The 14117-nt window shown below is 58.4% G+C and carries 12 protein-coding genes and 1 pseudogene; 6 read left to right on the forward strand and 7 right to left on the reverse strand.

The features are described 5' to 3' along the window. Positions 1-764: 764 nt before the first annotated feature. Positions 765-974, reverse strand: a complete 210-nt coding sequence (locus JJB99_RS32620) for a hypothetical protein (RefSeq protein WP_200496221.1) — start codon at positions 972-974, stop codon at positions 765-767. A gap of 297 nt (positions 975-1271) precedes the next feature. Here JJB99_RS32620 and JJB99_RS32625 point away from each other — a divergent pair, with 297 nt between their 5' ends. Continuing rightward, positions 1272-1694: a hypothetical protein gene (locus JJB99_RS32625; RefSeq protein WP_200496222.1), complete on the forward strand. Its 423-nt coding sequence runs from the start codon at positions 1272-1274 to the stop codon at positions 1692-1694. Between the two features lie 153 nt (positions 1695-1847). On the opposite strand, the gene JJB99_RS32630 is transcribed toward JJB99_RS32625, so the two are convergent. Further along, on the reverse strand, positions 1848-2744 hold the full coding sequence (locus tag JJB99_RS32630) for a C13 family peptidase (RefSeq protein WP_246775082.1): 897 nt from the start codon (positions 2742-2744) through the stop codon (positions 1848-1850). A gap of 775 nt (positions 2745-3519) precedes the next feature. Here JJB99_RS32630 and JJB99_RS32635 point away from each other — a divergent pair. Further along, on the forward strand, positions 3520-3825 hold the full coding sequence (locus JJB99_RS32635; RefSeq protein ID WP_200496223.1) for a hypothetical protein: 306 nt from the start codon (positions 3520-3522) through the stop codon (positions 3823-3825). Positions 3826-4570: 745 nt separating this feature from the next. Here JJB99_RS32635 and JJB99_RS32640 read toward each other — a convergent pair. Continuing rightward, positions 4571-5299, reverse strand: coding sequence for a hypothetical protein (locus tag JJB99_RS32640; RefSeq protein WP_200496224.1), 729 nt, complete (start codon positions 5297-5299; stop codon positions 4571-4573). Between the two features lie 1846 nt (positions 5300-7145). Here JJB99_RS32640 and JJB99_RS32645 point away from each other — a divergent pair. Beyond that, positions 7146-8303 (forward strand): MFS transporter, encoded by a 1158-nt coding sequence (locus JJB99_RS32645; protein ID WP_200496225.1) that lies wholly within the window; start codon positions 7146-7148, stop codon positions 8301-8303. 351 nt (positions 8304-8654) lie between these two features. Here the strand turns inward: JJB99_RS32645 and JJB99_RS32650 are convergent, their stop codons facing one another. The 3 genes from JJB99_RS32650 to JJB99_RS32660 all read right to left on the reverse strand — a co-directional run bounded on the left by JJB99_RS32650 (position 8655) and on the right by JJB99_RS32660 (position 10042). Continuing rightward, complete coding sequence (locus JJB99_RS32650; RefSeq protein ID WP_200471940.1) at positions 8655-9077, reverse strand: hypothetical protein; 423 nt, start codon at positions 9075-9077, stop codon at positions 8655-8657. A 12-nt stretch (positions 9078-9089) separates the two neighbouring features. Continuing rightward, positions 9090-9311: a hypothetical protein gene (locus tag JJB99_RS32655; RefSeq protein ID WP_200496226.1), complete on the reverse strand. Its 222-nt coding sequence runs from the start codon at positions 9309-9311 to the stop codon at positions 9090-9092. Between the two features lie 470 nt (positions 9312-9781). Next, entirely contained in the window at positions 9782-10042 is a 261-nt protein-coding gene (locus tag JJB99_RS32660; RefSeq protein WP_246775083.1) for a hypothetical protein, read from the reverse strand. Positions 10043-10199: 157 nt separating this feature from the next. Between JJB99_RS32660 and JJB99_RS32665 the strand changes: the two genes are divergently transcribed. The 3 genes from JJB99_RS32665 (at position 10200) to JJB99_RS32675 (ending at position 12739) form a co-directional block, all read left to right on the forward strand. Continuing rightward, a complete protein-coding gene (locus JJB99_RS32665) occupies positions 10200-10760 on the forward strand; it encodes an RNA polymerase sigma factor (RefSeq protein WP_200496227.1) in 561 nt (186 codons plus the stop codon). 2 nt (positions 10761-10762) lie between these two features. Beyond that, positions 10763-11512 (forward strand): hypothetical protein, encoded by a 750-nt coding sequence (locus JJB99_RS32670; protein WP_200496228.1) that lies wholly within the window; start codon positions 10763-10765, stop codon positions 11510-11512. A 927-nt stretch (positions 11513-12439) separates the two neighbouring features. Further along, the gene (locus JJB99_RS32675; RefSeq protein ID WP_200496229.1) at positions 12440-12739 is read left to right on the forward strand and encodes a hypothetical protein; all 300 of its coding nucleotides are present in this window, start codon (positions 12440-12442) and stop codon (positions 12737-12739) included. Between the two features lie 458 nt (positions 12740-13197). On the opposite strand, the pseudogene JJB99_RS32680 reads toward JJB99_RS32675, so the two are convergent. Then, positions 13198-13957, reverse strand: a pseudogene (locus tag JJB99_RS32680) (IS5 family transposase). Positions 13958-14117 lie beyond the last annotated feature (160 nt).

Below are 14117 nucleotides of genomic sequence, written 5' to 3' on the forward strand. Positions count from 1 at the left end.
GCAATAGACATCAAACACTTTTTTTCCCGCCGTTCGTATGAAATAGACGAAATATGTTTCGGTCGTCTCAATGGACGAGCTCAGTATGAGCTTAGTATCTCGAATGGCGACGCGGGTTGTAAATCTGCAACGTCCGCGATTTTTTGGTTCACCGCATTCGGGATTTGGAGCGAACTGATGCAAGCCCGATCCATCGCCAATTGGCGCGCCTAGCGCGAATTACTTCAGGGATGCCGTAAACGGCGCGAGGTATCGGTTCTCTGGCCTCGACCAGCGTGCCAGTGCAGCGAGAACATGTTGCGGATGTTGGTGAACGGTGGGGGCGGCCTGTACGGCCTCTCGCGGTCGGCCGAGTTGAAGAGCCTATCGAATTCCGCCACAACTTCGTGAGCAAAGGCGCGGATGCTCGTGGAGTTCCGTTGTCGATTGCCTATCGTTACACGAGCGTTTGCATTGCAGGACTGATCATCAATGATCATCCTACCCGAAAATCATCTGCTATTGGCCGTTGCCGAAAGCTAGAGGCGATCTGTAGGTCGGCTCTCTGGGCTCAACCGGACATGGGTCGGCCCGAGCGTGATCGCCGCTGGTGTGACCCTAAACGGAAATCGGCCGTCGCCTGATCGGAGTCAAAAAATCCAGCTCAACGTGGTTTGCGACGAGGTGCGTGGTTTGCTCCCTAAATCGCGCGGGCCGTTCGCCACATCGGGTCAAGCTGAAGAACACGGTGTCGCCTTCGAAGGATGTGCAGAGGACTCAGCCGTTCAGAGATGAGCACGCGGCAATAGCCATTTCATGATCTTCTGATACGGATCGCGACGACTGCGGACGAATGCGTTCTCGTTCTGCTGAGCGGCGGTCCTGGCGAATTCAGAAATCCCCTCCATAGACTCCCGTTTATCCTTTGGAAGCTTCGCCCATTGACGAATGATCTTCCGGCGGGTTTCGCGTTGCTTTTCCCTTACGTCAGGCATCGGGACGCTCCTTGAAGAGGATTATTCCGGTCGACCTAGTATTGTTCGGGCTCACTAGAACTTCAACGTCCAATCAAGAACTCTTAGCCCCTCGTATCAAGAACAATTTTGGTTGCTTCTCACACGCCGTATCCTGCGCAGGCTAAACTTGAACCAAACCGATGATTAGGTGCCCAAACCAAGATTGGTACAGCTTGGTACACCCCAACTTGGTGTCCGCCTATACACGGGAGCGAGTCTCATATTGGCTTTGCAGGCCCGCCGCCCTAGAATTGCGTCGATCGCAGGACGGGCGAAATGCAGTATGTTTGCGACGCGCCGAAGGGCAAGACGTGGTTCCGTATCGAGACGGAAGGTGAAGCGATGCATGAGTCGCGCCTGATGAGCCACACAGTCGAGAAATATTTCCGCCGCGAGCGGGAGAAGGCAGTCCAGTCCTGGCATCCGGGGCGACCCAACGCGATCGAGCGCGACATCGGCCTCGAGGCCCATGTAAAGCGAGAGATGCCGCTTTTCCTCACGTTGCGCGACAGGGAGGGCAATGCACTGGCTACAGCGATGCTGCCACCGGGTGGCAAGGATCGCGGCGGGTTCCGGATCATCATCGTTGCCGCATCCAATGCCGATCCTTATCCTGAGCAGGACGCGGCCATCGCTGCGCTGGGAGCGCATTTCGGTCTCACACTCGACCGCCACCGCTGCTTCCCCTACGGCCGCTAAGAAGTCTGACAAGTATCACCGCTTGATTGGAGCGATGTCGGCTCATGGCCGGAATGCGAAGCCTAAGCGGACCGCCAAACAGTCTGCTTATCGGAGGAGACCGGAACGGCGATGCGTCCGCGAGCACTAGCCTCTGCGCTCGCAGCCGGTAGTTCAAGGGCGTCCGACAAGCAACGGCAGCACGTTTGCGCCACCCGCCATGAGCGGATTCGACGGCTCGAAATGTTCCCGCAATTCTCGCTTCCGGACGAGTGAGCGCGCATCGAGAAACGCCTCCTTCAGGCTAGTGGCATTCCGGAGCGCGACATTGAAAAAAGCGTCGCCGAAATAAGTCCACTTGGCCTTGTCCTGGCAGCCGAACGACGGATGCTTGGCATCGGCCGCGGTGATGACCAGCACATCTGGATTTGCCAGACGCGGGATAAAAACCCCAGAATAACAAGCCGAGATGACCACCACCTTGTGTCGCACACCTGTCTTCGCGAGCATGTCGCGGAGACGAGATGGCGTGAGCGTTTCTGTGAGCCGCCCCGCCTTGATTGCAAGGCCATCAGGAGAGCCATGCGAGGTGAGAATCAAAAAGAGAACATCTTTCTCGGCATCCAAGCGGTTGGCTGCCGTCTGCAACGACTTGGTCAGAGCTTCGATCGTTGCACTTCCGCCATTCTTGGAATTGTACCCCACGTCGATCGGGCCAGTCTCGAAACGGCCGGCCACGACCTGAGCCGCGCCGGTCGCCTCGGATCTAAACACGCCTTGATCCCCATATAGACCAAACGACACGACGCCAACCTTTCCAGCGTCCTCAACAGCATCTACGGGCGCAACCAACGGCCAGATGGTCAGAAAGAAAGCGACGAGCGGCGCGCCGAGCCGCCTGATCGAGGACCTGGAGGTCATGGCAAACACCGTTTCGAGATCGCCGCTACAGAACTGCGGTTCAACACAAAATAGCGGAAACCCAGTAAATTTCCATCCTTCAGAATAGGACGCGCATGGATCCGGATATGGCTCTTCGCGTCGATCCGGAGCGAGTGCTTCAATGTCCAATTCCGTGTCTGGACCGGACCTCGCCGAAACTGGCCTTCAATGATGCGACTGACCCACAACGGAGGTCATGCAATCCTTTTCAGCGTTCGATTTGAGCTGCTGCGATGCTTGGTGCACGTTTCGCTCTTTCTTTCACCTTCTCCGCCGAGGCATTGTTTCAGTTGAGCAACTTCCGGATGAGCACTTTCGTGCGTCATCTCCGCTGCCCGTGCGTCGTCAATGCTCGATTGGGCGCGTTTGTGCCGCGTCGAGATGGCGGAAGTGATGGTGCGCGCGGGTTAGATGAAACGGGAGGCCGACCGCTACGAGATCACGCCTGAGGGCGCATCGGCCTTGGCTCTGGCTCCGCGGCTCCCCTGAGCCTACACTCGCGCGCTACCTCGCGGGCTTCAGCGGACTTTCGGCCCACTTGCGCGCTGCGGGATCGTGCAGCGGGTCGCCATCGCAAACTGTGCAGACGTAGCGCTGCTTGCCCTGCGCTATATCGTCGGGGGACGGCCGTCTTCGGCTTGCCGCACCTCGGGCACAGCTTCCGAATCAAGTAGAACACTGCCATCCTGGGACAAGCGCGGTCCCAGCCCAAGAGAAGTCAAGCAACGAAAAGGGAAGTGGCCCGCGAGCTCCGATTTTCCATCTACGCAATGGGCGGGCTACCAACCCTGCGGCAACTTTGCTGACGCACTTTCCTATTTTTCCCGATCCGGCCTTGTGCTATTTTCGGTTACTTTTTTAGATTGCTAGAATGTAGCGACACTTCAGTGATTTGGGGGGAATAATGGTCAGGATCGCTGTTTCCCGCGAAGCATTCCGCGGTCTGTTCGCCTTTTATGCTGCCAAAGCACACCACGATCAGAGGCACGACGGCGAGCATTGCCTCACGAAGCTGTTCAGATCTAGCGACGACATATCTGACGGTCTACTCGAGCTGTGGTCTGAGCGCGTCAACACACTCGATCCCGAGACTGTTGGCAATGTCCTATGTCCGCGCGCCCGCGCGGTTGCCGATGGCCGCGTCGAATACGACCATGCCAGCGACTTTCTACATGCCCTACTGAGAGAATTGAACGGGAAGCAGCACTGAGCACGACGAACAAGCCGGCCTTTGCGCCGTGCTGATCGTCAATATGGTTCGGTTCTCAGCAACCGCCAAGAGAAGAGTGCTCGCGCTTGGTCGGTTCGGATTCCGGCACTGGGACGCTTGCTTCCGAGCTTCGCATGAATGCGTTGCCTTCCGCACGCTCCTGGACACGCGCGCCATGGTGGGAAGATGCGCTTAAACGCGTAAGAAGACCTTGGTAAGCAACGTTCGAAACTGCTCCCAGAGGCACAGTACTGGGAGCATCTGGCGGCTGCGTCTCTAGTTCGTTGAGCTTCGATGCGAGGTGTCGGCAACCTGCTACGCCGGCATGGCTAATCGAACTAACCCGGCGGTAAGACCGGCCGTCTATGTGGGACGGAGCGGTCGCCTCGATTGTTTGGTCGACGTTGCACCTCGAAATTCAGCAACGAGGCGATTACCTTCCCAAAGCTCAACGTCGTGTTCGCCATACATTTGTTCGGCTCGACTTCTCGCCGCCTGCTCGTCCATGCAGTCGAGCTTTGCGACGCAAATCACGCGCCGGCTGCTGTCCACCACGAACATCTTGTACCGCATGATGCAGTCCCTCCCAAAGGGGACCGTCACCGTACCCGAATGTCCGTCTCAGGCCGCGCCAAACTTCAATGAATGGGTGCGGAACCTTTGTACGTGTGGCAATTCGGCTATACCAGCGAGCTAGACCTCATCGACCGCGCGACGACGCGTCAGGTAAAGCTGGTAGTGCGCTTCAGTGGCGCAATCTCACCGCGTGCCGAAGCGAGCGGCTCGAGCTTAAGATGGAGAGCAGCCCCAGCATCATCAGTAGTACGCCAAGCCAAGTTGCCGTCCGGCTCGGGGCCTCGTTACGAGCCTCTGCAGTGAGCACAAGCACGCCGATCGGAATAGTCGGAGGTTCGGACGAAGTCACCACATCGTTGGGCGGCGCGGCCGCGACAGGTTGCTCAACATCGACTTGGTTCGGCACGAAGTGCGCGGGCTGGCCGTGCTCAGCGATGAGGGCCGCCGACATTCGAGCGGAGCCCGTATCGAGATCGGAGGCAGCGTCAGCTACCTTGACTTCGGGGTGAGGCGGCTGAGACGGCTCGGCCGGTGCAGAGCGCAGCAACTCCGCGCGCGCATCAACGACCCCGCTCTGCCTTGGCCGCGCGGCTCCGTTCTCGTCCAAACTGGCGGTGTTATCTTTCGCCAAGTGCCGACGAACGATCTTCTTCACCTTCACACCCTCGGTCAGGAACCAGCATTTGTGGTGCCCGTCCATTCGGTAGACCCAATGCAGGCTATCCGGGGTCGAGTTGCCGGGGCGTCCCAAGCATTCCGGTTGCGGCGGAGAGGTCACCGTAGGCTGGGGTGCAGCAGTATTGAAGATATCCGCAAGAGGACTAGAAGACGCAGGGCCCGTCGAAAGAGTTTCAACGAGAACCAAACTGACGAAGTACATTCGCAAATAACCGGACATCGAAAACTCCCGGTGTTGCGCCCCGCCCGGCATGACCCTTCGTACCGACATAGGCGGCCATGCGGCTCAAATCTGGCGGGGCCATGGATTCATTGTGCTCCTGACGTGAGCCAGGGGTCCGAATACAAATCCGGGTCCAGCTTCTGAAGGTTGCAAAACACAGCTCCACCGTCATGTGGTCGAGTTGCGGCGGCCGCCGGACATCACTCCTTGAGTTTTCTGCGCGATCAACCGCCTGTCTTATTCGTGCTGAGGTGCATCGGTCGTTAAGGGTTGGTTTAGTTCCCGGCATGATCATTGGGGACCACAAGGGACCCGAGCATGCAATTGCACCATGCCAATACCTTGGAAATAATCGAGACGGTCCCGTGGCCCGTCACGCTCGACCGATCGGATTTCTCGCCCTCCAATCGAGATGAGGTCCTGGCGCTATTGGCACCCAGCGGTCATTCAAAACCCACTATTTGGCTCGTCGCGGTCGCATTGGCTGGAGGTTTTGGATTGGGATGGGCTGGTGCCTGGTATGGTCCTGCAACCATCTCGGCTCTCAATCCGAATGCTCGGATAGAACCGGCTTCGCGCCGCTTGCCGGACACAAAATCAGGCGGTAAGGCCGAAAGCGCCCGAAAGATAGCATCAGCAGCAAGCTCGCGAACACCGCCCGGTTTAGCTCGGCCCTCCACAGTCAGCGCGAGCCTTGCTCCGAAGCCTCTGGCCAAAGCGTCGGGTGGGGCGCAATCGGCGGAAGCTTCGAACCCAGCCTCGTCGGTTTTGGAGGCGGACATGTCTGTGACCGGCTCGCTCGAGCCTGCGGGGCCACTCCTGTCTGTCCCGGAGACAAGACCAACGACTATTGGGGGGTGGGCAGTCCTTGAGGTTCGCGGCGGAACGGCGGTGCTCGAAGGACCCGATGGGATTCGAATGGCAGCACGCGGGGACGTGGTCCCCGGCATCGGGCGAATCGATTCTATCGTGCGCTGGGGCAACCGCTGGATAGTTGCAACAGCTCGTGGATTGATCTCGACGCCGTAGGCGTAAACGCTTGCGACGAAGAGACATGCATTCGTGTTGCCACTCACCGCAGCTGGCGGGCCCAGGGTCAATTTACCCGCGCATCGAGCCAAGCTTCACACGAGGCACGCGGTTTCGGCGCGACGACCGCGGCCGGCTAAAATATGTGCTGAAGCTAACTGGCGGGAAGGAGATTGCATGTGAGCGTCCTTGGGGGCTGAAATGCGAACGTATCCCTCGACGAGGGCCGCCCGGGTCCTGCTTTTGCTCAAAGACGAAAGCGACAGCCAATCGCACTCTTTGCCGCGGCATTCCGAGACGCATCAGCTTCGAGATCGCGATGCTAGATTTCCTGCGCCTAGCGAATAGGAGGACGACATGCCCGATAGCGTCTACAAGGTCATTGAACTGGTCGGTACCAGCGCAACGCGCGGAAACGCAGAGAACGCAGAACTCTCCATGACCGCCCCATTCAAGAGCCGGCGCGCCCAATTACTTTTCGGCAAGATTCGGCATAATTTGTTCGGGAGATGGCGAAGTGATCCTCGGGATCAGCAACTCAAGGTACGTCCTCACTCGTTGAGCGGACCGTAATCGGCCTTGGTCGGCATGACTGACGTACAGGACTCTTTTTTGGGCATCGTCCGGAGTGCTGGTACAACTGACAAGGCGCCCGTCATTTGGCGAACCGAGCAGCGTAGATCGACTTGATCCGACTGGTGCGATACGGCCAGACTTCGCTTTCGCAGCCGGTTCTCCGATTCGTTTGCGTTCCTCGCCTGAACCGTCCCCAGGGTCGTGCACGCAATACACTAACCGATATAGGGCCCTCCCTGTGCGCATTCCCGCACCAATCGTCTATATAGTGCTCTACGTTGCCCTGTACGCGGCGTTCGGCGCCGCATCTCCGTTCTGGCCAAAATTTTTCGAAACGCGAGCCCTGGCGTCTCAGCAGATCGGTCTGATCCTCGCCGCCGCGATGCTGACGCGGCTCGTTTCCGGACCGTTAGTTGCGATGCTGGGGGATCGGCTCGGGTCATTGCGCCTCGTGCTCGCAGGCTGTGCTGCCGTGGCGGCCTCAGCAGCCGTCGCGTTGCTCTGGGCTGATACATTCTGGTTATTGCTTGTTGTCGCGTTGGCTCAGGCTGCCGCTCTCGCCCCCACCACCTCGATCGCCGATGCGTTATCGGTCAATACTGTGAGGCCTCGGCTTGCCGGAAGACCATTCGAGTACGGTTGGATAAGAGGGGCTGCCTCCGCGGCTTTCGTCCTGGGAACACTGATCGCCGGACGACTCGTAAGCCCAGCCGATCTCACGCCGGTTATCTGGATGAACGCTGCCTTCCTGATCGCCGCCGCTGGCGCCACTGCATTGCTACCGGGGCAAGCCCGATCGCAGAGGTCGCCGCCCTTTGCTGTGTCAGAGATGAAAGCGCTGATCAGTCTGTCGCAGTTTCGAATCATGATCATCGTATCAGCCTTGATCTATGGCAGTCATGCAGTGCATGATGCATTTGCAGTCATCAGGTGGAGCGATGCGGGCATCAGCACTTCGACGATTAGCTTCCTGTGGTCGGAAGCGGTGGTCGCTGAAGTGTTGGTGTTCATGCTTGCCGGTCCAGCACTCCTGGATAGGTTTGGCGTGCGTGGCGCGGCTGTCTTGGCAGCTGCGGCCGGAATCGTCCGCTGGTCCGTAGCGGGCGTGACCACCTCCGTGTTGCTGCTCTTCTTGATACAGCCGTTACACGGATTGACGTTCGCTCTCCTTCATCTCGCTTGCATGCGAATGATGGGGGTGCTCGTCGCAGCAAGCGTCGCCGGAACTGCGCAAGCTCTCTATGCCTTTGGCTCAGGGTTGGTAACGGCAGTACTGATCTACTTGTCAGGCGCACTATATGCTTCCTATGCCGGGGCGGCATTCTTTTCCATGGCGGCGCTATGTGTGGTCGCGCTGCCGTTCGCCTGGTTTGGCTTCGCCAATGGGAGGGATTGACCCTTCGGTCCAGGGAACGGGAAATGGCCGCCCGATCTACGCTCGGCCGAAAAACGAATTCGGACTGCGCCTTCTGTGTCGCGCCCTCGGCCAGGTCGGCAGTCGCACGAGACCCTGTTCGAGTCGACTGGCGTCGTCCGCAAGATCGATCTCGTGCTCCCCGTGTGCACCACGTCGGAGCCTCTCGAAGGAGATGGCACTCAGAAATTGACACCCAGGACGTAGAGCCTCGAATTTCAGCTTAGTTGCTGTGGTCATCCGGGCACTCACAGGTGTTCCGATCGAATTCAGCACGTCCTGGTCTCCGCTACGCAACATCTTTCGCCGATGTCCAAGCGAGGGCCGTTGCGCTCAACCAAGGAGCCGGCTTCGCCGGAACATGAAACCGGTCGGTGCGAACCTCCTGGCCACCTGGAGCGCGCGGTTCTCGCAGCATTCCAGCGCGATCTTTTGGGAAAGCATAACATCTCCGATCGGCAGATCGCCACGCGGCATGAAACACAGGCCGCGCGTCGGATAGCCCTTTTCGTCGACCTCGCAGACGTTCGTCGACCCACCCGCGTAGATCCTATATTGCCTGCCAGTCTCGCCACCGATGACCTCGAAATAGCCCTTTCCCGCGAACTGCGCACGCTGGGCCGGCGATAGCCACTTCCGCAAGAGCTGCAGCGAGCGGCCCTCCGGAGTTCTCTCGGCGCCGTGTCTGATAAAGAGAGCCCGAATCGCTCTCGCGCGCCGGCGTTCACGCGGATGAGATGATCTGAAGCCAAACATGGCGTGGGCCGATCACCCGCCGACCAGCCTGGGGAAGAAGACGGTTTCTTCCGCGTTGGGGGCGAACGATCGCATTTGCGATACGTGACCCGGACCTGTCCGTGCCGCCGCGGTGAAGCCGGCGTCGGTCAGCTCGTAGAACCGCCGCTCCGCCTTTGCGAGCTCTCGTGCATCGTTTGGATTGAAAAAGTAACGGCTGTCGCCAGTACTATCCATCACGATCTGGATCGCCATGATCGTCTTCCTCGGATTAATGATGGCCAAGGACTTGGGGCAAGTATCCATCCGAACTCGCGGATTTTCAAGACAAGAAGATGTCATCGCAAACGTTGGACCTGATCAGGCCCAAAGGCCAATGTCGGGATGATCCGTCGCGGAGCCGATTTGATCAGGCGGGAAGATGAAAACCGTAAGAGCGAGTTGCCGAGCCGGCGCGCCCGGCAGGACGGCATCGAAAGTCTCGCTGAGCTTGCGGTAATACCAAATGCTCCCGTCGCGCTTGGCCGCACAAGCCCAACCAACCGTGGTTTCGCAAGTGACGGGCCGCGGACCGCGTTACTCGTAGGGAGGCTCAGGCGCTCACACGACGGCTAGCTCTGCCCGGTAGGCCAACTGGACCGAGCGCTCACATCGGCACCGGCTGCATCAGGCGCCTGATGCTACCCCCGCCGTTGAAGATCGCGCTCATGTCGAGCATGCGGACTTCACGCCCGGGAAAGCGGCGTTTCAATTCGTGCTGCGATTTTCACGGCGGCGCTGGTCGCCTTCGGCACGACCATCACGCCGTCATCATCCGCGCTGACGATGTCGCCCGGGCTGGACGGCAACCTGACGACTGGCTGATTGATCACCATGAGCGTCTCCTTCTCGGTGCCGTTCGTGAAGAACCCGTAGCTGAACACCTCGAAGCCGAGCTCGCGGATCGCCGAGCCCGTAGCGCTGGAAGTCTCTTGCCAAAACAACAAGCCGCTGTTTTTGCAAAGATTTTCATGTTCTCGAATTTATTTGGTGTAAGTGGCGATGAAAACGTGCCGCAGGCTCGCCTATCCCAAATGAGATTCAGCTGTTCGCGAACCCGATGGGGCGCGGGCATTAGAATTGCCTCGATCAAGGCGGTGAAGAATGCAAAAACGACCGGACTGGGTGGACGACATCGATTGGGACGACCTCTATCCGAGAGTCCTCGCTGTCGCCTATCGGATGAGTGCCGGCCGAGCGAACAGGCGGCACGAAGCCGAACAACTTGCGCAAGAAGCTATTACGCGGAGCTTCACAACCAGGACGGTTGACTTAAAAAGATACGAGCTCTTCGTCTATCTCGTCGGCATCATGCGGAGCATTCGCAGCGATCAGATGAGGTCACCAGGCGCAAGGTTGTTCGATTTCGATGATGAAGCGGTGATCCGCTTCCCGGCGCGTCCCACTCAAGACGACGCGCTGTCGATCGCGAGTCTTTCGCAACTCATCGAACAACAGGATCCAGGGGCCAACCAGGTGGCGATGCATATGCTCGCAGGACTGAGAACCTCGCGTGAAATAGCCGAGGCCATGAGTGTTTCTCCTCAAAAAGTGGACGGGCTCAAGAAGAATTTGCGCCGCATCATTCTGGAGCTTGGAGGAAACGAGGTGCGCGTCAATCGCAAGACGCCGTCTGGCACCAAGATCGCCGATCTGGAGGAGTGAACATGGGTAAATCGCTTATCGAAACAATCTTGGCTCGCCTCGATGCGAACCCGCCGGAAGATCATACGGATATCCTCGATTATCCGGACGCCGTCGTTCGAGAGGAGCTGCGAGCAGCCGGACTGCGCCCCGAAATGCCGCTAGCGCTGCGCGAGCTGACGGGAAAGTCTCAGGGCGATCCGAAGCCTCGGGAACTCCACTCACATGGGCGGTTCGGCGCTGCTGCAGACTCCATTGCAGGCATACTCACTAGTCGATGGTGCTTGCGTCTGGCGTTTGGAATAACTGGCGTCGCTCTCATTGGGAGTACGATTACGATGAGCGTATTCTCGCTGCAGTTGCGATCTGAAGTCGCCGAGATGCACTGGATCAACCAATCTCTTAAGGCGGAGCGCTCGGAATCGCTGTCGAATGTCCTCGCCGCGTTTGTGAAGCAGCAAGAGGAAATCACAGCAGAGCTAAAGAACAGGCAAAATGAGATTTCCGAAATCGCGTTACAGATCAGGACAGTGCGGGCTTCCTTTGCCGATCGGGAAGGACATGTCATGTTCTCCCCTCCTGCACTCCAAGAGACTCAAGCCGCCGGAGTGAGGGATCGGACATTGTCTTTGGCTCATGCAGTGCCATCGCCATCGAAGGTCATGGAGATGTCAAGATTGAATCGCGACGTTAACTCGTCCATCGACCTTGAGAAACTCGGTTATATGGGCAGTGTTCGGTGCTCGCCCAATACCGACAAAACCCAGCCCTGAGAGCTACCAATGAAGCCAGCGAGTGCTCTCACTCGCCGGCTTCTTCTAAATGCCTACCGCATGAACAATCGCCATCGCGAAGTAGATCAGTGCGATGGCGGTGTAACTCGCGCAGATGATCAGGGTCTCGTTGTTCACTCTCTGGCTCCTTGCTCATTCGATTCGTTCGCCGTCGATTGGCCGGTCGCAATGTGAGCTTTGTTTGAAGAGCGCCAATGGACCCAGGCGACGACCAAATAGATGACTGAAATTGCGATATATCCTTGCGCCGCAAGCATCAAAACGCCTCCATCAAGCCTGTCGCTACTCAGTAAGGCGAGCCAGGTTCTGGATTTCGGACCGCGCGATGGCGATTGCTCCAGGAAAGCAAATTGCAATTTCAAATGAGATGCTCGCGCCGCTACACCGCGGATCCCCACTGGCGCGAGATTCGTATCCCGAAGTTTTGGCTCACCTCATGCTTCGTCCTGGCTACAACCACCTGCGGCCGCCCGCTTCGGCGGGCGCGTCTGGAATATAGCCAGAAACGCTCGCCGCTTGAACATTCGGCCCGATAGTCGCGCAACACTCCGATGTCCTTATCGTAGACCCAGCATTCGCCCAGAATGCACTCGGGACCATCGGCCCTCACGCAGCGCGTTCTGTTGCGCCACAAAAACTGTGCAGGCGGCGAGTCCGGCAATTAGACGATGACTTTGCCCACTTCGGGCGGCTGGACGAGAGGCGGGCCGCGGCAATCATGCGGCCACCGTCATCGTTCACCTCTCGAGCGAACGCATTCAAGATGTACTACGGCAGCCGCAGGAACGTCAGCATAGGGTCGTCGAAGGCGGGACGCGGCCGGACCGCCCCGGCGAGCGAGTCAAGAGCGACTTCGGCGACGCTTGGTATCAGTTTTGCATTTGTGATATCGTCTCAGCGTTGCGCATGTCGATGCACGGCGTGCGCACGTTCACTGAGCCGGTTTTTTACAGAGGACGAGATGGCCAAGAAAGCGAAGAAGGCAAAGAAGACCACGAAGGCAGCAACCAAGAAGGTGGCAAAGAAGAGCTCAAAGAAAAAGAAGTAGTCGCGACCCGCGACCGAGACATTGCCACATCTTTGTCGCAACCCCGGACGCAAAGCGAAAACCTCTCCAAAGGATCTGAAGTGTCCTTTGCGGCCGTTCGGTATCGCAGCAAAGTAAGATTAGACCGGGCTTTTGTGCAGATGACTGCTGCACAGTAGCCCGGTCTTTGTTTCTACCGTCCGGCGGATCTGAACACGGACGGTGTGTCCGTCGAGGGTGATCGACTGCAGCTCGAGAGGCTGTGCTTAACCTCGCCTTGTACGCGCGAGACGGGACGCCCGCGAGGGGCGGTCTCGTGATTGCGACAAACCCGCCACCTGTCTTGCGGCGGCAGAATCGCAAGACTATAAGCGCTTCCTCGAAAAGGACCGCATCCCGCACACCATCGATAGCCGTACTTTCGAGACTGTCACGGATTATGTGGATCACCTCCGGCATCTGACGCACGCGGATCGCGATCTCGTCCGGGCCATTATCGAGAAAGGAATCTTGCTCGGTGGGCGCCGGGAGAACGAATGTCCATCCCGATGATCTCAAGACGATCCGCATCGACAACAAGCAGCTACCGAATCATCGGTTCGGCAAGCTTGCGAAGACCCTTAGGCTGTGTGGACAATTACCTTAGCCAAAGCAGAGTTGCAGCGATAGCAACGACGGCGAAGTAATTTCGTGCCGTCTTTTCGTAGCGCGTAGCGACGCGCCTGAACCGCTTCAGTTTCGAGAAGCAGCATTCGATCAGATGACGCTCGGCATAGAGGGGGTTGTTGAGCGGATACTTGATTGCCCGTGAGGGGTTGTTCGGAATGACGGCTTGAGCGCCTTTTGCGGCGATCGTGGATCGCAACGCATCGGAATCGTAGGCGGCATCGCCCATGACGACCTCGGCCGGGAGCCCTCGATGAGCGGCTGGGCCTGAGGCGCATCGCCGGCTTGGCCTGCCGTGAGGAAGAAGCGGACCGGACAGCCCAAACCGCGGACAGCAATATGGATTTTTGTCGTCAGGCCGCCGCGCGAACGTCCGATGGCCTGATTTTGAGCCCCCCTTTTCCGCCGCTGGCGTGCTGGTGGGCGCGGACGATGGTGGAGTCGACGATCAGGTATTCGAAGTCCGGATCATCTGCGAGCGCTTCGAACATACGCAGCCAGACCCCCTTGGCACTCCACCGGCTGAAGCGTCGAAAGACGCTGTTCCACTCGCCGAACGCTTCGGGCAGATCACGCCACGGCGAACCGGTTCGCACGATCCACAACACGCCCTCGATGAACATGCGGTTGTCGCGGCCCGTCGAACCGCGCTGGTCCGGTCGACCGATGATCAAGCCGGAGATACGATCCCATTGCCCATCGCTCAGACTGAGCCGATCCATGACGCCCAAGACTTCCTCCTAAAAGAAAGCCTTGAATCACGTTCCCGCTGATTTGAGAATCCCAAGAGTCCACACGGCCTAGCCGCAATGATCTTGGCCATCTTGACGTCGATGAGGAGCCCCGGTTGCACATTGGTGTTCCTGACGAAGACCTTGGCTGGTCAACGCT

Source organism: Bradyrhizobium diazoefficiens, from assembly GCF_016616235.1.
Taxonomy (GTDB): domain Bacteria; phylum Pseudomonadota; class Alphaproteobacteria; order Rhizobiales; family Xanthobacteraceae; genus Bradyrhizobium; species Bradyrhizobium diazoefficiens_H.

What these genes read in the sequence shown, in the direction of transcription:
- JJB99_RS32640 (WP_200496224.1), bottom strand. Translation starts at nt 5,299, where the DNA reads ATGTCCGGTTATTTGCGAATGTACTTCGTCAGTTTGGTTCTCGTTGAA.
- JJB99_RS32650 (WP_200471940.1), bottom strand. Translation starts at nt 9,077, where the DNA reads ATGTTTGGCTTCAGATCATCTCATCCGCGTGAACGCCGGCGCGCGAGA.
- JJB99_RS32655 (WP_200496226.1), bottom strand. Translation starts at nt 9,311, where the DNA reads ATGGCGATCCAGATCGTGATGGATAGTACTGGCGACAGCCGTTACTTT.
- JJB99_RS32675 (WP_200496229.1), top strand. Translation starts at nt 12,440, where the DNA reads ATGTCGATGCACGGCGTGCGCACGTTCACTGAGCCGGTTTTTTACAGA.
- JJB99_RS32665 (WP_200496227.1), top strand. Translation starts at nt 10,200, where the DNA reads ATGCAAAAACGACCGGACTGGGTGGACGACATCGATTGGGACGACCTC.
- JJB99_RS32620 (WP_200496221.1), bottom strand. Translation starts at nt 974, where the DNA reads ATGCCTGACGTAAGGGAAAAGCAACGCGAAACCCGCCGGAAGATCATT.
- JJB99_RS32635 (WP_200496223.1), top strand. Translation starts at nt 3,520, where the DNA reads ATGGTCAGGATCGCTGTTTCCCGCGAAGCATTCCGCGGTCTGTTCGCC.
- JJB99_RS32670 (WP_200496228.1), top strand. Translation starts at nt 10,763, where the DNA reads ATGGGTAAATCGCTTATCGAAACAATCTTGGCTCGCCTCGATGCGAAC.
- JJB99_RS32625 (WP_200496222.1), top strand. Translation starts at nt 1,272, where the DNA reads ATGCAGTATGTTTGCGACGCGCCGAAGGGCAAGACGTGGTTCCGTATC.